Origin of the sequence: Pseudomonas sp. NFACC10-1, assembly GCF_900119195.1 — a bacterium.
GTDB classification, from domain to species: domain Bacteria; phylum Pseudomonadota; class Gammaproteobacteria; order Pseudomonadales; family Pseudomonadaceae; genus Aquipseudomonas; species Aquipseudomonas cerasi.
This window is the reverse complement of record NZ_FPJB01000008.1, coordinates 60,858-76,719: the sequence shown is the minus strand read 5'-3', so window position 1 is coordinate 76,719 and position 15,862 is coordinate 60,858. Positions and strand designations below refer to the sequence as shown.

Annotated in this window: 18 protein-coding genes; all 18 read right to left on the bottom strand. The window is 59.4% G+C overall.

Translation table 11 applies throughout. The features are described 5' to 3' along the window. Window positions 1-1,137: a flagellar biosynthesis protein FlhB gene (flhB, locus tag BT119_RS21345; RefSeq protein ID WP_072366890.1), complete on the bottom strand. Its 1,137-nt coding sequence runs from the start codon at window positions 1,135-1,137 to the stop codon at window positions 1-3. Then, window positions 1,138-1,923, bottom strand: a complete 786-nt coding sequence (gene fliR, locus BT119_RS21340; RefSeq protein WP_032609911.1) for a flagellar biosynthetic protein FliR — start codon at window positions 1,921-1,923, stop codon at window positions 1,138-1,140. Window positions 1,924-1,929: 6 nt separating this feature from the next. After that, window positions 1,930-2,199 (bottom strand): flagellar biosynthetic protein FliQ, encoded by a 270-nt coding sequence (locus BT119_RS21335; RefSeq protein ID WP_002554277.1) that lies wholly within the window; start codon window positions 2,197-2,199, stop codon window positions 1,930-1,932. Window positions 2,200-2,224: 25 nt separating this feature from the next. Then, window positions 2,225-2,977 carry a flagellar type III secretion system pore protein FliP gene (fliP, locus tag BT119_RS21330; protein ID WP_003370151.1) on the bottom strand — a complete coding sequence of 251 codons (753 nt, stop codon included), beginning with the start codon at window positions 2,975-2,977 and terminating at the stop codon, window positions 2,225-2,227. Continuing rightward, complete coding sequence (fliO, locus tag BT119_RS21325) at window positions 2,977-3,417, bottom strand: flagellar biosynthetic protein FliO (protein ID WP_003436111.1); 441 nt, start codon at window positions 3,415-3,417, stop codon at window positions 2,977-2,979. The genes fliP and fliO overlap by 1 nt, the downstream gene beginning before the upstream one ends. Beyond that, window positions 3,418-3,876, bottom strand: a complete 459-nt coding sequence (gene fliN, locus BT119_RS21320; RefSeq protein ID WP_003370145.1) for a flagellar motor switch protein FliN — start codon at window positions 3,874-3,876, stop codon at window positions 3,418-3,420. It abuts the gene before it with no gap. A gap of 61 nt (window positions 3,877-3,937) precedes the next feature. Next, window positions 3,938-4,906, bottom strand: coding sequence for a flagellar motor switch protein FliM (gene fliM / locus BT119_RS21315; RefSeq protein ID WP_003412410.1), 969 nt, complete (start codon window positions 4,904-4,906; stop codon window positions 3,938-3,940). A gap of 9 nt (window positions 4,907-4,915) precedes the next feature. Further along, window positions 4,916-5,428 (bottom strand): flagellar basal body-associated protein FliL, encoded by a 513-nt coding sequence (fliL, locus tag BT119_RS21310; protein WP_003370139.1) that lies wholly within the window; start codon window positions 5,426-5,428, stop codon window positions 4,916-4,918. Window positions 5,429-5,976: 548 nt separating this feature from the next. Beyond that, window positions 5,977-7,380 carry a flagellar hook-length control protein FliK gene (locus tag BT119_RS21300; RefSeq protein ID WP_072366889.1) on the bottom strand — a complete coding sequence of 468 codons (1,404 nt, stop codon included), beginning with the start codon at window positions 7,378-7,380 and terminating at the stop codon, window positions 5,977-5,979. Window positions 7,381-7,488: 108 nt separating this feature from the next. Next, on the bottom strand, window positions 7,489-7,845 hold the full coding sequence (locus BT119_RS21295) for an Hpt domain-containing protein (protein ID WP_072366888.1): 357 nt from the start codon (window positions 7,843-7,845) through the stop codon (window positions 7,489-7,491). A gap of 34 nt (window positions 7,846-7,879) precedes the next feature. After that, a complete protein-coding gene (locus BT119_RS21290) occupies window positions 7,880-9,586 on the bottom strand; it encodes a fused response regulator/phosphatase (protein WP_003370133.1) in 1,707 nt (568 codons plus the stop codon). Then, window positions 9,546-9,893: an STAS domain-containing protein gene (locus BT119_RS21285; protein WP_003370131.1), complete on the bottom strand. Its 348-nt coding sequence runs from the start codon at window positions 9,891-9,893 to the stop codon at window positions 9,546-9,548. Before BT119_RS21285 ends, BT119_RS21290 begins: the two co-directional genes overlap by 41 nt. A gap of 83 nt (window positions 9,894-9,976) precedes the next feature. Next, window positions 9,977-10,426 carry a flagellar export protein FliJ gene (fliJ, locus tag BT119_RS21280; RefSeq protein ID WP_002554288.1) on the bottom strand — a complete coding sequence of 150 codons (450 nt, stop codon included), beginning with the start codon at window positions 10,424-10,426 and terminating at the stop codon, window positions 9,977-9,979. Window positions 10,427-10,432: 6 nt separating this feature from the next. Continuing rightward, on the bottom strand, window positions 10,433-11,791 hold the full coding sequence (gene fliI, locus BT119_RS21275) for a flagellar protein export ATPase FliI (protein ID WP_003370128.1): 1,359 nt from the start codon (window positions 11,789-11,791) through the stop codon (window positions 10,433-10,435). Beyond that, on the bottom strand, window positions 11,781-12,599 hold the full coding sequence (fliH, locus tag BT119_RS21270) for a flagellar assembly protein FliH (RefSeq protein ID WP_003370126.1): 819 nt from the start codon (window positions 12,597-12,599) through the stop codon (window positions 11,781-11,783). Before fliH ends, fliI begins: the two co-directional genes overlap by 11 nt. A 15-nt stretch (window positions 12,600-12,614) precedes the next feature. Next, complete coding sequence (gene fliG, locus BT119_RS21265) at window positions 12,615-13,631, bottom strand: flagellar motor switch protein FliG (protein ID WP_003316807.1); 1,017 nt, start codon at window positions 13,629-13,631, stop codon at window positions 12,615-12,617. Then, on the bottom strand, window positions 13,624-15,408 hold the full coding sequence (gene fliF / locus BT119_RS21260) for a flagellar basal-body MS-ring/collar protein FliF (protein ID WP_003436100.1): 1,785 nt from the start codon (window positions 15,406-15,408) through the stop codon (window positions 13,624-13,626). Before fliF ends, fliG begins: the two co-directional genes overlap by 8 nt. 15 nt (window positions 15,409-15,423) lie before the next feature. Then, the gene (gene fliE / locus BT119_RS21255; RefSeq protein ID WP_161437908.1) at window positions 15,424-15,753 is read right to left on the bottom strand and encodes a flagellar hook-basal body complex protein FliE; all 330 of its coding nucleotides are present in this window, start codon (window positions 15,751-15,753) and stop codon (window positions 15,424-15,426) included. Window positions 15,754-15,862 lie beyond the last annotated feature (109 nt).

The following is a 15,862-nucleotide window of genomic DNA, read 5'->3' as shown; positions in this document are numbered from 1 at the left end:
CTACGCGTCGCGCTGCAGGTCGGGAGGGATTTTGATGTCGCCCAGAGGGTCGGGGCGCTTGCCCTGACCGGCACGGAACTGGCGGATCTGATAGACGTAGGCCAGCACCTGGGCGACGGCCAGATACAGGCCGGCGGGAATTTCCTGATCGAGTTCGGTGCTGTAGTAAATGGAACGCGCCAGTGCCGCAGATTCCAGAATCAGGATCTCGTTATGCGCGCCGATTTCGCGAATTTTCAGCGCCACCAGATCAGTACCCTTGGCCAGCAACATCGGTGCCCCGCCCTGCTCGGGATCGTATTTGAGGGCGACGGCGAAGTGTGTCGGGTTGGTAATGATCACGTCAGCCTCAGGGACGGAGGCCATCATGCGTCGCTGGGACATTTCACGCTGCAACTGGCGAATACGTTGCTTGACCTCCGGGCTGCCCTCGCTGTTCTTGTGCTCGTCGCGCACCTCCTGCTTGGTCATCAGCAGCTTCTTGTGCGCCTCATACAAAACGAACGGCACGTCCGCCGCCGCGATGAATATCAGGCCACATGCCATCCAGAAACTGCTCCAGCCCACCACCATCAGGCTGTGAATCATGGCCTGCTCAAGCGGCTCGTGGGCAATCGCGACCAGGTCCTTGCGCTCATTGTTCAGGACCACCAGCGCAACCGCCAGAGTGATCAGGAATTTGCCGAAAGACTTGAGCAATTCGACCAGCGCATGCGGCGAAAACATGCGTTTGAGCCCTGCTGCCGGATTCATGCGGCTGAACTTGGGCATCAATGATTTGGTGGCGAACAGCCAGCCGCCGAGCATGATCGGCCCCACCAGTGCGGCAACCAGCATGGCGATCAGAAATGGCAGAACCACGACCAGCGCGTGCATCCCGGAACTGAGCAGCGCCTTGCCCATGTAGGACTGATCCATCAGGGTATCGCGGGATATCGTGAAGTTGTCACGCATCAGCTCGGACATCATCAGGGCGATATCGGAGCCGAACATCAACAGCCCGCCCGCCCCCATCAGCATCACCACCAGCGTGGTCAGTTCCTTGGAGCGAGCGATCTGGCCGTCAGCCCGTGAGTCCTTGACCTTTTTTTCCGTGGGGTCTTCTGTCTTGTCCTGGCCATTCTCGTTTTCTGCCATTCAACGAGCCCTCACCATGTCGCGCAACGCCTGCAATGCCTGCGTAGCGATCGGTTGATACTGATTGAGAATGTCGCCCATGGTCATCCACAGAATGACCATGCCCAACACCAGCGTGAGCGGGAAACCGATGGAAAAGATGTTGAGTTGCGGCGCGGCACGGGTCATGACGCCAAAAGCGATGTTGATGATCAGCAGCGCGGTAATCGCAGGCAACACCAGCCGCAGACCCGAAGCCAGTACCCAGCCCAACCCGTTGGCCAGCTCCCAAAAGTTATTGACCAGCAAACCACTGCCGACCGGCATCGTGGTAAAGCTCTCGACGAGGATTTCCAGCACCACCAGATGACCGTTCATGGCCAGGAACAACAGGGTGACCAGCATCGTGAAGAACTGGCCAATGGTGGCGGAGGAGACACCGTTGGTAGGGTCGACCATCGAGGCAAAGCCCATCCCCATCTGCGTCGAGATGATCTGGCCCGCGACCACAAAGATATGGAAGAACAACTGCAGCGACAGGCCCATCCCGGCGCCGATGATGATCTGTTCGCCGATCAGCAATAGCGCGCTCAGGTCGAGCGCCTGCACGGGCGGCATGGCTGGCAGCGCAGGCGCGACCACCACGGTGATCGCCACGGCGAGGTACATGCGCACCCGACGCGGGACCAGCGTGGTGCCGATGATCGGCATGGTCATCAGCAACGCGATGATGCGAAACAGCGGCAACATGAAGCTGGCTACCCAGGTACTGATCTGGGTATCGGTCAGCGCGAGCATCGGCTGCATGCGATGCTAGCCGATCAGGGTCGGAATACTGGTGTACAACGACAGCATGTATTCCATGAATATTTTCAACAGCCACGGGCCGATGACGATGAGGGTGACGAGCATCACCAGCAGGCGCGGCAGGAAGCTCAGGGTCTGTTCGTTGATCTGCGTGGCCGCCTGAAACATTGCCACCAGCAGACCGCACAACAGGCTTGGCACAACAAGAATCGCAACCAGCACAGTGGTCAGCCACAGGGCCTCGCGGAACAGATCGACGGCTACTTCCGGCGTCATCGGGCAGACTCCTCAGTGAAACGGCTCATACGCCACCAAAACTGCCGGCCAGGGTGCCGACAATCAGCGCCCAGCCGTCCACCAGCACAAACAGCATGATCTTGAACGGCAGAGAAATGATCAGCGGCGACAGCATCATCATACCCATCGCCATCAGCACACTGGCCACCACCAGATCGATGATCAGAAATGGAATGAAGATCATGAAGCCGATCTGAAACGCTGTCTTGAGCTCCGAAATCACGAACGCCGGAACCAGAATGGTCAACGGCGCGGCATCCGGGGTCGGGATGTCGGTGCGCTTGGACAGGCGCATGAACAGCTCGAGGTCGCTGGTGCGCGTCTGGGCCAGCATGAAGTCCTTGATCGGCACTTGCGCCTTGGCCACCGCATCCTGCGCCGAAAGCTTCTCGGCCAGATAAGGCTGCAAGGCATCCTGATTCACCCGGTCGAATACCGGCGCCATGATGAACATGGTCAGAAACAACGCCATGCCGGTGAGGATCTGGTTCGACGGCGTCTGCTGCAAGCCGAGGGCCTGACGCAGAATCGAGAAGACGATGATGATCCGCGTGAAGCTGGTCATCAACATGACGAACGCCGGAATGAAGCTCAGCGCGGTCATGATCAGCAGAATCTGCAGACTGACCGAATACTCCTGCTGACCATCGGCACCATTGGACAGCGTGATCGCCTGGATCGACAGCGGATCGGCCGCCAGCGCAGCGGGCGTCACCATCACCAGCAACAGCAGTATCAGGAAACGCAAGGCGCCCATTACTTCTTGTCCTTATCCTTGCCCATCAGCTCCATCAGGCGCTGAGCGAATTCAGGGGTAGCCTGCTCGCGCACCGGCACCTGCACGGGCTCCTTGAGCACATGCAAAGGCGTGATTCGCCCGGGCGTAATGCCCAGCAGCACTTGTTCATTGCCGATCTGCACCAGCACCAGCCGATCACGCGGCCCCAGCGCGCGCGAGCTCACCAGCTCGATCACCTGATTGCTGTTCGGCCCGACGCGCTGCACCCGGCGCATCAGCCACGCGAGTACGAAAATCAGGCCAATCACCAGGATCAGACCGAACAGCAGTTGCACCACCTGCCCGCCCATACCGCCGGAGACCGTATTGGCCACTTGTGCAGGCGCCGCCTGAACGGCGGGTTCGGCGGCCCAGGCCAGCGATGGCAGGGTCAGCAGAACACTCAGCCAGCGCCTCACTTAGCGCAGCTTCTTGATGCGTTCGCTCGGGCTGATCACGTCGGTCAGACGGATGCCGAACTTTTCATTGACCACCACCACCTCGCCATGCGCGATCAGTGTGCCGTTGACCAGCACATCAAGGGGTTCGCCTGCCAGACGATCCAGTTCGATCACCGAGCCCTGGTTGAGCTGCAGCAGGTTGCGGATGTTGATATCGGTACTGCCCACTTCCATGGAGATCGACACCGGAATGTCGAGAATCACATCCAGGTTGGGACCATCCAGAGAAACCGGACCGGTGCTTTTCGGCACGCTGCCAAACTCTTCCATCGCCATCCGGCTACCCGAATTTCCGGCATCCGCAGCCAGCAGCGCATCGATATCAGCCTGGCTGTCGCCAGCTTCGCCCAATGCAGCAGCCCACTCATCCGCCAATGCCTGATCTTCAGCAGACATCGTATCGTTTTCATCAGCCATCGGTTGTCCTCTGCACGCAGTATTTCAGTTACGCAACAATTTCCGACGTTGACCAGACTGGTCAGCGTCGCGCTATGGGTTCGATTACTTGCAGGGCCATCTTGCCCTTGTGCGAGCCAAGCTTGACCTTGAACGAAGGTACGCCATTGGCACGCAAGACCAGCGAATCGCCCAGTTCCACAGGGATCACATCACCAGGGCGCATGTGCAGGATGTCCCGCAATGGCAACTGGCGCTGGGCGATGGTCGTGGTGAGCGGAACGTTGACGTCCAGCACGTCTTCCTTGAGCGCGTTGACCCAGCGCTCGTCCTGGTCGTCCAGATCAGACTGGAAACCGGCATCGAGCATTTCGCGGATCGGCTCGATCATCGAGTACGGCATGGTCACGTGCAGATCGCCGCCACCGCCATCGAGTTCGATGTGGAAGGTGGAGATCACTACAGCCTCGCTCGGCCCGACGATGTTGGCCATGGCCGGGTTCACTTCCGAGTTGATGTACTCGAAATTGACTTCCATGATCGCCTGCCAGGCCTCCTTGAGGTCGACAAACGCCTGATCCAGCACCATGCGCACGACACGCAGTTCGGTTGGCGTGAACTCTCGGCCTTCGATCTTGGCGTGACGACCGTCACCGCCGAAAAAGTTATCCACCAACTTGAACACCAGCTTGGCGTCGAGAATGAACAGCGCGGTGCCACGCAGCGGCTTGATCTTGGCCAGATTGAGGCTGGTCGGCACGTACAGGGAATGCACGTACTCACCGAATTTCATGACCTGAACACCGCCCACCGCCACGTCCGCCGAGCGGCGCAGCAGGTTGAACATGCTGATACGTGTGTAGCGGGCGAAGCGCTCGTTGATCATTTCCAGCGTCGGCATGCGTCCGCGGACGATCCGGTCCTGGCTGGTCAGGTCGTAACTTTTGACACTGCCAGGTTCGCTGTTGTTGTCAGTCTGGACCATCCCATCGTCGACGCCATGCAGCAGCGCATCGATCTCGTCCTGGGAGAGCAGGTCTTGCACGGCCATGTGAGAGTCCTACTGCAATACGAAGTTAGTGAAGAGCAGCTGTTCGATCACAGTCTTGCCGAGTTCTTTCTGCGCGACTTCCTGAATGCTGGCGGTCGCTTTCTGACGCAGCATTTCCTGGCCGATCGGCGAAGCCAGCGATTCGAAGGGAATGGCTGCAAACAGCATGACCAGATTGTTGCGGATCAATGGCATGTGGACCTTCAGCGCTTCCATGTCGGCTGCGTTACGGCCCAGCATGGTGATGCTCACCTGCATGTAGCGTTGGCGGCCGTTGGCGTTGAAGTTGACCACGAAGGCCGGGGTCATCGGTTCGAACACCGCCACTGGCTTGACGTTGGCTGCCGCTGCGGCCGCCGCTGGATCTTCCTTGCTTTCGCTCTTGTGCATGAGGAACCAGGTCGCGCCCACCGACAAGCCTACGGCCAGCAGCAGCGCCACGACGGCGATGATAATGAGCTTGAGTTTGCCTTTACCTTTGCCTGTGGTCGCGGGGTCTTTAACTTCTTCGCTCTGCGCCATGCCAATAATCCGTCACTATTCAAGAGGTTCTTCAATACGTGACAGAGGCAGAGCAAGTGTTATGCCAGAGTTGTACGAGGCGGAGATGTATTGGACACAAACGGTTACGCGCCTGGGCGCGGAGGGATCGTGATTCTTGTGAAAGCACTTTAGGGCAGTTTGGCTAAAGGCACAGTTCGGGAGCTAATGACTATCGCTCCTCACGCTCCGCGTGGGAATGCAGTTCATGACGTCGTGTCGCGGCTGCCACGACTATCGTCCCCACGCTCCGCGTGGGAATGCAGTTCGTGACGCTCCGCGTCACACAATGGTTTTTAGTTCTCAGGTGGATTGAGGTTCGACTCAAATCACCTTTTCGCCCCTCGGCGACCTACTTTGATGGGGCCAAAGTAGGCAAAACCCGCAACTCCGTTTCCGGCCCGACTTCGCCCTATCACTTACGTCGCAATCTGGGTCATCTGTGCCATCGCGTTAAAAAAGCATTTCTGCGCCATCAAGTTCATGCAATGCATGACATCGCGTCGCGGCTGCCATGCAACTCAAGAGCCTCACGCGTAATAATCGATCTCACTGGTGCCGATCACACGTGCCGCTGGCTGGCTGACCGGAATGGCTGCATCGACGCCTGCGATTTCATCGGAGGTATCGCTGGAACTCATGCCACCGCCACGACCGCTGCGCTGGGCACGGCTGGCCTGCTCCTGAGCCTGTTGCTGGGCCTGCTGTTGCGACTGGTCGGAAACATTGACGTCGACGTTGCCAAGCCCCTGCTGCACGAACGACTCACGCAACTTCGACATCTGGCTTTCCAGTGCATCACGTACACCCATATGGGCGCTCATGAAGGTCACCTGGGTCTGCTGCTCAGGCGCCATGTTGATACGAATATCGAGACGACCGAGTTCGGCAGGTTCCAGCTTGATATCGGCGGTCTTGAGATTCTGGCTCGACAGGTACATGACGCGGTCGACGATGCCTTCGGTCCAGCCGCTTTGATGCATGGCCAATGGCTGGTTCATCAAGGGCGCGGCAGGTGCTGCCGCCGCGCGTGCCGGTTGCGCGGCCTGACTGAGCGCAGCGAGGCGATCGGCAAAGTTGTCGACGCGCGTGTCGCCGGCGGCGCCTTTGACATCCTTCAGACCCTCACCGATCAAACCGCTGAACGACTTGTCACTGCTTTCAGTGCTGCTGCCTTCGGAGGGAAGTTGCTCGCTCAGGACCGACAGGTTATTGACGATATTCTGATTGGGGTCAGCTTCAGCGTTGCTCGGCGTCGCCTTGTTGGCAGCCTGGGCGTTCTGCGCAGCCAGTTGAGTCTTGGCAGTGGCGTTTTCCAGCGCCAACTGCACGGCATCCAGACCGTCCAGAGGATCGGCGTCGGGATTGAAGGCGTCTTCGGCTACGACTGGCGGTGCCGCCTGAGTGGTGGTGAGCGCCGAGACCACTGGTGCGGTGACAACTTCCGCACTTGGTGGCGCCTTGGCTACAGGCGCCGCGGGAGCCTGTGCGGCCATTGCCTGCAATGCCGGGTCAAGGGCCGGATCGACGACCGCCTGGCCCTCAGTCAGCGCCGGATCGGCAGAGGCCTGCGCATCGTCCTGCTTCGAGTCGGAATGCGCCGCGTCATCATCCGCACTTGCCGACTTGGCTGGCAAATCATTGCCGCTATCGGCAACGCTCGACTTGTCGGCGGCATTCGTCTGATCGCTTGCAGGCTTGTCCTTGCCAGCGGCAACCTTGTCCTTGTCAGGCGCGGTCTTGTCGCGAGCTGGTTTTACGGGCGCATCGTCACGCGCAGGGACGGTGTCTTTCGCCTGCTTTGCATAGACATTGGAAAAGCTGGAGGCCCCGTCCTTGCTGCTGTCAGCAGACTTGACCGCATTGTTGGCCACACCGGACCTGGCGGTCACAGAGGTTGTGGCCTGAAGAAGCGCATTGGTAGCAAGGGGCATTTCGGTCTCCGCATCAGCTGCTGGTTATCGCCTTACCAGAGTAGTTAGCAATATGCGGGCCAATTTTTAAATGATCTCCATAACGGGAATCGAGGGAGACTTCAGGGCTCAGCTGACGAACAGCTGCCGCTCGGAATTGAACAACCCGCGAATCGTCATGTATTCGCTGTCGATCGTGCCAATCAATTCTGCCAGACCTGCGAACTGCTGCTGGCGGGCTTGCTCCTCGAGCTGGCGACATAGCTCGGAAAGCTGCAAGGCGCCCATGTTGCTGCTGCTGCCCTTGAAACTGTGAGCGTTAAGGCTCAGTTCCTGGAAATCAGGATTGCGCGACCCGACAGCCAGACGCAACTGCGCGATACGCTGCTCGGAATCCCTGAGAAAAACATCCAGCAAGGTTGGATATTCGTCCTCCATGACCTCCTGCAAGGCAGTCAAAACGCTGTAATCCAGATGAATCGACACTTGTTCACTCCTTGATCAAGACTCCAGGCGGGGATTATGCCACTCCCTCCCAGCAAAATTCCACGCAGGCGGTCCTGCCATCCCTGGACCACCTGGCCTCGCGACTCAATTCACAGACCAGATGCAGCCCGCGACCATACAGTTCATTGCTGGCAGGCGTCAGCGTCCGGGTCTTTTCCACATCGAAACCCTGGCCGCTGTCCTCGACACTGAGGGTCAGCCGACCGCCCTGCTCGACCGCTTCGACCTGCAGGCTCACCCGGATGAAGCCTGACTGCAGCCTGTCGAGACGCTCTGCCCGCTGCTGATAATAGAGCGCGAACCCCGTTGCATCGTGCTTGAGCGCCGAATCCAACCCTAGCACACCGTGCTCCAGCGCATTGCTGTACAGCTCGCCGAGCACCATGTGCAGTGCGGCACCCTGATCACGCAGGCCATGTACCTCCAGCAGCAATTGCAGGACATAAGGCAGAGGGTTGAAACGCTTGAGCGTCGAGGCACGAAACTCGAAACTGGCCGACCAGTCCAGCGGGCTGGAGGCGCCGCTGTCCGAATACATCATGACAGGCAAATTTTCCAGCGGCGCCTCGACAGCGCTGACCTCCAGCAGGCTGACATCGTCACGCGCCTTGCCGCCAAACTCGTTGAGCGCCACGAGGATCTCCTCGATCAGCAAGTGCGGCTCGCGATTGGCAGACAGAACCTGTCGCAGACGTTGCGCGCCGAACAGCTCTTCCTGACTGTTACTGGTATCAAGCACGCCGTCGGACAGCAGAAAGATGCGATCACCCGGCGCCAACGGATACACATCGGTGCGCGCGTCGAAGGCATCGACGCTCAATACGCCCAATGGCAGATGATTCGAGGCCAGCGGCACATGCTCGCCCTGCGCGCCGCGCAACAGGTAGCCGTCGGGCAGGCCACCGCTCCAGACCTCGACCTGCCGCTGCGGCAGATTGATACACAGCAGCGTCGCACAACAAAACATATCGACCGGGAGGATGCGTTTGAGCTTGGCGTTCATTTCACGGAGGATTTCAACCAGGCCATAGCCCTTGGCCGTCATGCCGTAGAACACTTCTGCAAGTGGCATCGCACCCACCGCAGCCGGCAAGCCATGTCCGGTGAAATCCCCGAGCAGCACCTGCATGTGCCCGGCGGGTGTGTAGGCGGCCAGCATCAGGTCGCCGTTGAACAGTGCGTAGGGGGACTGCAGGTAGCGGATATTGCTCGCCCCCAGGCAACCGGCGTGGGCGATCTGATCGAACACCGCCTTGGCGACACGCTGCTCATTGAGCAGATACTCATGGTGCCTGGCGATCTGGTCACGCTGCTGGCGGACAGTTTCGTGCAATACCCGCAGACGGTTCATGGCGTTGAGCTTGGCGGCCAGTACCAGCGGGTTGTAAGGCTTGGACATGAAATCGTCGCCACCGGCGTCCAGGCAACGTGCAAGCGCTTCGCCTTCGGTGAGCGAGGTCAGGAAGATGATCGGCACCAGCGATTCGCCGGTCAATGCCTTGATCCTTCGCGCCGCTTCGAAGCCATCCATGACCGGCATCATGGCGTCCATCAGAATCAACTGCGGGCTTTCAGCCTTGAAGATGGCGACCGCTTCGACACCATTGGCAGCGCTAAGAACCCGGTGCCCCTGCCGCGCTACGATAGTTGAAAGCAGAAGCCGGTCACTGGCGCTGTCGTCAGCGATCAGAATGCACAGTTTTTTCAGGGCTGGTTGCACTGGGTATGCTCAATTCGAACAGCTTCGAGAAATTGGAAATGGCCAGAATCTTCAGCACATCGGGCGTGCAGTTGACCAGGCGCACCAATGCCTTGTCACCCCCGGCGTGATCGCGCAGCAGTAACAGCATCCCCAGCGCAGAGCTGTCCAGGTAATGAGTACCGCGCAGGTCGACCACGTAATTCAGCGACTGCGGATAGTCCTCATAGGCAGCGCGAAACGCCTGATGGGAATTGAAATCGAAGCGTCCTTCGATAAAAAGGGTCAGCGTCTGGCCATCGGCAGAACGTTCGGAAGTGACAGTCATGGGAACCTCGAGGTGTTTCATCACCGAGACATTGATAGCGTAGACCAGCCAGAGAGATCACTGCGGTCTGATTGAGTCAAACGTCAGAATTGTTCATGGCGCGGCAGGCGCTGCGATAACTCGTCGAGCAGTTTCTGCTCGCGCTTATCCTCCAGCCTGCGCGCCTCGTCCATGTAGCGCTGCACCAGCTTGCGCAAGCCCTCTACCCGCGCGTAGCAATCCTGCCAGGCGCTGCGCGCCCGATCCAGATTGGCTTTGTGCCATTCGAGACTTTTGTATTGCTGGGCAACGGCGACATCGAGCTGACTGAGAAAGCGCTGATAACCCAGCAGCCATTGCCCGGAAACCCCGGCACTGCCGCGCTGCAACCATTGCTGCTGATAATCCTGGCGAAACTGGTCAAGCTCCTGCAGCTTGTTGTTGGCAAGGTTGACCTGCCCCTGGAAGTGCCCAAGGCGCTGGGCGGCGGTTCGCTCGGCAGCTTCTGCCATCTCGACCACTGGCGCCAGACGCGCCGCTCGACTCTGGGCCATGGATTATCAGCCGCCAGGCGCTGGTGCGAAGATCGACGCCAGCGCCTCGCTGCTGCCTTGTATGCTTTCGTTGTCACGCAGGCCCTGACGCTGGTAGCGCACCAGTACCGGATGCAGCGCAATGGCCATGTCCGTTTCGCGATCGCCGCCTGCTACATAGGCCCCCACGCTGATGAGGTCGCGAGTCTGCTGATAGCGTGACCACAACTGTTTGAAATGCTGCGCACGCGCCATGTGCTCGGGGCTGACCACGGCGGGCATGACCCGGCTGATGGACGCTTCGATGTCGATGGCCGGGTAATGCCCCTCTTCGGCCAGGCGCCGGGACAACACGATGTGACCGTCGAGCACCCCACGCGCCGAGTCGGCAATCGGGTCCTGCTGGTCATCACCCTCCGACAGCACCGTGTAAAACGCGGTGATCGAACCACCACCCGCCTCGGCATTGCCGGCGCGTTCTACCAGTTTGGGCAAGCGGGCGAACACCGAAGGCGGATAGCCCTTGGTGGCCGGCGGCTCGCCAATGGCCAGTGCGATTTCCCGCTGAGCCTGAGCAAAACGGGTCAGGGAGTCCATCAGCAACAGGACATTCTTGCCCTTGTCACGAAAGTATTCGGCGATTCGCGTGCAATACATCGCTGCCCGCAAGCGCATCAGAGGCGCGTCATCGGCTGGCGAGGCGACCACCACCGAACGTTTCAGGCCCTCTTCGCCGAGAATGTGCTCGATGAACTCCTTGACCTCACGGCCCCGCTCACCGATCAGGCCGACGACGATGATGTCCGCCTCGGTGAAGCGCGTCATCATGCCGAGCAGCACACTCTTGCCCACGCCCGTACCGGCAAACAGCCCGAGACGCTGACCGCGGCCAACCGTCAATAAACCGTTGATGCAGCGAATGCCGACATCCAGTGGCTGGCTGATGGGGTCGCGCTTGAGCGGGTTGATGGTCGGGCCATCCATCGGCACCCAGTCTTCGGCCTTGATCGGCGAGCGACCATCCAGCGGGCGACCGGCACCATCAAGCACCCGGCCCAGCATGCTCATGCCCATCGGCAGGCGACCGGTGTCGGCCAGCGGCACGACCCGCGCGCCAGGCGCGATGCCCGCCACGCTGCCGACCGGCATCAGAAACACCTTGCTACCGGAAAAACCCATCACTTCGGCTTCGACTTCAACCGGATGATGGCTGTCGTCATTGATGACCACACAGCGGCTACCCATTGCCGCACGCAGCCCCTCAGCCTCAAGCGTCAGGCCTACCATGCGCAGCAGGCGGCCTTCCACTACGGGTTGGGCAGGCAAACTGATCGACTCGGCATAGGAACCGAGGCGCTTGGCGAAACTGGTGCGTTCAAGGCGCATCGAGGGTATCCGCGTCGGATTCTTCAACATTGGCTGCATTGCCTGGCGAGGCATCCAGATCGACGCTCAGATCGGCTGCCGCAGGATGGGTTACCTGTTCATGCAACTGGTCGTGCATCTTGGAAATTGCCAGGGCGATGCGTGTTTCGACGCTGGCATCGATGCGGCTATGCTCGGTTTCGATACGGCAACCGCCCGGCAGCAAGTCTTCGTCTTCGACGATCTTCCACGACTCCTCATGACGTTCGCGCATGGCCTTGACCAGCAGAAAGTCCTGAGGATTTATGAAAATTCGCACATTCTGCGCGCCCATCGGTAATAGCTTGAGGGCATCGCGTAGGACGCTGGCAATCTGCGCAGAATCTGTGACCAGTTCACGCTGGATAACCTGACGCGCGATGTGCTCGACCAGAAGAATGACGGCCTTTTCGATCTGAGTATCCTGCTCGGCGATGGGTGTCAGCAGGTTACCCATCAGCTGTTCCAGGCTGGCGACTTTTGCCGCAAGAACGACCTCCGCTTCCTGACGCACTTTTAGCTGAGTACTGTGAAAACCTTCCTTTTCACCGGTGGCGAAGCCTTCGTTCCAGGCCTCCTGGCGAATACTTTCCAGCTCTTCCAGGGTCAGTGGCTGGACTTCCTCCAGCGGTACTTCTTCCATCTCGGCCGGTTCGTCGACCAGCTCGGGCTCCGGTTCTGGTTCTGGCTCAACGTGCGGATCGAAGCTGGGCAGCGCCCAGATGTCGAGTAACCCGGCGTCCTTGGCGCGAATGAGGTCGCTGGCCGATTCTTTATTGGAACTGGACATGAGTCGGCTGAATCCTTAGATCATTTCCTCGCCACCCTTGCCACCGAGTACGATCTCGCCGGCCTCGGCCATACGACGCGCAATGGTGAGGATTTCTTTCTGGGCGGTTTCCACATCGCTGACACGCACCGGACCTTTTGCTTCCAGGTCGTCGCGGAGCAGCTCGGAGGCACGCTTGGACATGTTCTTGAAGATTTTTTCCTTGATTGCTTCGTCGGAGCCCTTGAGCGCCAGTACCAGCACGTCCGAGGATACTTCGCGCAGCAGCGCCTGGATACCGCGATCGTCCACGTCGGAAAGATTGTTGAAGACGAACATGAGGTCTTCGATCTGCACCGACAGGTCTTCGTCGACCTCGCGGATCGAGTCCATGAGCGAACCTTCGATCGAGCTGTCGAGAAAGTTCATGATATCGGCCGCACGCTTGATACCGCCCAGGGTGGTACGCGACGTGTTGGCGTTACCGGAGAACTGCTTCTCGAGAATCTGGTTCAATTCCTTGAGAGCCGCTGGCTGTACGGTGTTGAGCGAAGACACGCGCAGGATGATATCGAGGCGCACCTTGTGATCGAAATGCCCAAGCACCTCGCCCGCCTGATCGGCATCGAGATAGGCGACCACGATGGCCTGAATCTGCGGGTGCTCGAAACGGATCACGTCGGCGACCGCACGCGGCTCCATCCACTTGAGGCTGTCCAGGCCGCTGGTATTGCCACCCAGCAGAATCCGGTCGATCAGGCCGTTGGCCTTGTCCTCGCCCAGTGCCTGGGTCAGCATCTTGCGGATATAGCCGTCGGAACCGACGCCAAGGCTGGTCTGATCGCCGACGATGTCGACGAATTCGCTCATGACCTCTTCGACCTGCTCGCGATGCACGTTGCGCATCTGCGCCATCGCCACACCCACTTTCTGGACTTCCTTGGGGCCCATGTGCCGGAGCACCTGAGCCGCATCGGTTTCGCCCAGCGAGAGCAACAGTACAGCCGCTTTTTCAACTTTGGAGAGTTTGGCTACCATGGCTCGTTCATTCATCAGTGTTGATCCACTCTTTCACAACCTGAGCCACACGGCCAGGATCCTCAGCCACCAAACTCTTGATTGCATTCAGCTGTGCGTCATAGCCTTCGGTCGGGCTTGGCAGCAGAATGCTCTGCGGGCCACCCAGACTTACGCGATCGTTGGACAATTCGCCGTCCAGACCGCCCATGCCACCCAGTTCGGCGTCGCCGCCGAAACCTGCCAGTTCCTTGCGCTTGCCATTGGTGATGTTGTTCAACACCGGGCGCAGTACACCGAACACCAGGATCAGGATGAAGATCACGCCAACAGCCTGCTTGACGATGTCCCAGAACCAGGGTTGCGAATAGAACGACGCTTCAGGCAGCACTTCAGCGCGTTCGCTGGAGAACGGCACGTTGATCACGCTGACGCTGTCGCCGCGGCTGGCGTCGAAACCGACGGCATCCTGTACCAGCCGCGTGAAGCGAGCGAGATCCGCCGCGCTCCATGGAGCACGGGTGACTTCGCCATTGGCCGCGTTGGTCTTGACCATGTCATCGACCACTACCGCAACCGAAAGGCGGGTCAGACGGCCCTGCTGCTGCTTGGTGTGACTGATGGAACGGTCAAGCTCGAAGTTCTTGGTCGACTGCACGCGCTTGTCGGCCGGGTATGGCGCCAACGCGGGCTGACCGGTTGCCGGGTCCATGATCTGCTGACCATTGGCATCCAGCAGGGGTTGGCCTGGAGCGATAGGGCCGGCTGCACCGGCTGCACCACCGCCTGCAGTCTGCGGAGCCGTCGCCGGGCCGGGCGGCTGATTGCTCAGCGCCCCCGGAACGCCGCCCGAGCTTGAGCTGCTGGAACGTTGTTCATTGACCGACTGCTCGCTGCGCAAGGCAGGTTGATCAGGGTTGAAGCTTTCGGCGGTCGATTCGACAGCGCTGAAATCAACCACTGCCGAGACCTCGGCCTTATAGCGGTCATTGCCCAGAATCGGCTGCAGAATGTTCTGCACGCGCTGGGTGAGCATGCTTTCCATGCGACGGCTGTAGTCGAATTGCTTGCCGGCCATTGTCAGCTCGGAGTTTTCCGCCTGATCGGAAAGCAGAGCCCCCTTCTGGTCAACGACGGTAATCTGCGACTTGCTGAGCTCGGGAACACTGGTGGCCACCAGATTGATGATGGCCATGACCTGACTCGGCTCCAGCGAACGACCGGCGTACAGCTCGACCAGTACCGAAGCGCTTGGCTTGCGGTCATCACGGACGAATACCGAGCTTTTCGGAATCGCCAGGTGCACGCGGGCACCCTTGACGTTGTTCAACGCAGAAATGGTACGCGCCAGCTCGCCTTCCAGGCCACGACGATAACGCGTGGCTTCCATGAACTGACTGGTGCCCAGCCCCTGATCCTTGTCGAGGATTTCGAAACCGATGTTGGCGTCGTTCTGTACCACACCCGCCTGAGCCAGTTGGATGCGCGCACGCTGCACATCATCGGACTTCACCAACAGCGCACCGGAGTTCGGCTCGACGGTGTAGTTGATGTTCGCTGCAGTCAGGGTGTCCATGATCTGCTTGCTGTCCATGCCCGCCAGACTGCCATAAAGCGGACGATAGTCAGGCTGCTGGGACCAGAGCACCACGGCGAAGCCGATGGCCACGCTCGCGGCAAGACCGACCATGAGGCCGATCTGACGCAGCATGGTCATTTCGGAAAGATTTTCCAGAAAAGACATACCGAACAACGGTTTTCTTTCGGAAGCGCCCGCTCTTGCAGGAACGGTATCGGCAGCTGCTTCAGCCATGACTCAGTACGTCCCTTAAACCGGCATCTGCATGATGTCTTGGTAAGCTTGAACCAGCTTGTTACGTACCTGGGTCAACGCCTGAAAAGACACGCTGGCTTTCTGCGACGAAATCATGACGTCGGTCAAATCCACGCCGCTCTTGCCGATTTCGAATGCATTGGCCAACTGGCTGGAAGCCTGCTGGGTCTGCGCGACCTTGTTGACGGCCTGACCAAGCATGTCAGCGAAGCTGCTGGCACCGGCTTCCTGCGCACCGGACACGGGCTTGGGCACAGACATCGCGTCCATCTGCATGGCCCGCATATCCAACATCAAGCGATTAAATTCAACACCTTGGCTCATGGACATATCTCTCGTAAGGCCCGCAAATTTTTGACACTGATTCAGCGGGTACAGAAGGTATAGCAACAACGATGCCAGCTAGATGGCGGCTATTTGCCACACCAGATGA

Excerpts from the sequence above, each read along its gene's own strand:
- flhB (WP_072366890.1), bottom strand. The coding sequence starts at position 1,137 with ATGGCAGAAAACGAGAATGGCCAGGACAAGACAGAAGACCCCACGGAA.
- fliR (WP_032609911.1), bottom strand. The coding sequence starts at position 1,923 with ATGCAGCCGATGCTCGCGCTGACCGATACCCAGATCAGTACCTGGGTA.
- BT119_RS21335 (WP_002554277.1), bottom strand. The coding sequence starts at position 2,199 with ATGACGCCGGAAGTAGCCGTCGATCTGTTCCGCGAGGCCCTGTGGCTG.
- fliP (WP_003370151.1), bottom strand. The coding sequence starts at position 2,977 with ATGGGCGCCTTGCGTTTCCTGATACTGCTGTTGCTGGTGATGGTGACG.
- fliN (WP_003370145.1), bottom strand. The coding sequence starts at position 3,876 with ATGGCTGATGAAAACGATACGATGTCTGCTGAAGATCAGGCATTGGCG.
- fliM (WP_003412410.1), bottom strand. The coding sequence starts at position 4,906 with ATGGCCGTGCAAGACCTGCTCTCCCAGGACGAGATCGATGCGCTGCTG.
- fliL (WP_003370139.1), bottom strand. The coding sequence starts at position 5,428 with ATGGCGCAGAGCGAAGAAGTTAAAGACCCCGCGACCACAGGCAAAGGT.
- BT119_RS21300 (WP_072366889.1), bottom strand. The coding sequence starts at position 7,380 with ATGCCCCTTGCTACCAATGCGCTTCTTCAGGCCACAACCTCTGTGACC.
- BT119_RS21285 (WP_003370131.1), bottom strand. The coding sequence starts at position 9,893 with ATGACTGTCACTTCCGAACGTTCTGCCGATGGCCAGACGCTGACCCTT.
- fliJ (WP_002554288.1), bottom strand. The coding sequence starts at position 10,426 with ATGGCCCAGAGTCGAGCGGCGCGTCTGGCGCCAGTGGTCGAGATGGCA.
- fliI (WP_003370128.1), bottom strand. The coding sequence starts at position 11,791 with ATGCGCCTTGAACGCACCAGTTTCGCCAAGCGCCTCGGTTCCTATGCC.
- fliH (WP_003370126.1), bottom strand. The coding sequence starts at position 12,599 with ATGTCCAGTTCCAATAAAGAATCGGCCAGCGACCTCATTCGCGCCAAG.
- fliG (WP_003316807.1), bottom strand. The coding sequence starts at position 13,631 with ATGAATGAACGAGCCATGGTAGCCAAACTCTCCAAAGTTGAAAAAGCG.
- fliF (WP_003436100.1), bottom strand. The coding sequence starts at position 15,408 with ATGGCTGAAGCAGCTGCCGATACCGTTCCTGCAAGAGCGGGCGCTTCC.
- fliE (WP_161437908.1), bottom strand. The coding sequence starts at position 15,753 with ATGAGCCAAGGTGTTGAATTTAATCGCTTGATGTTGGATATGCGGGCC.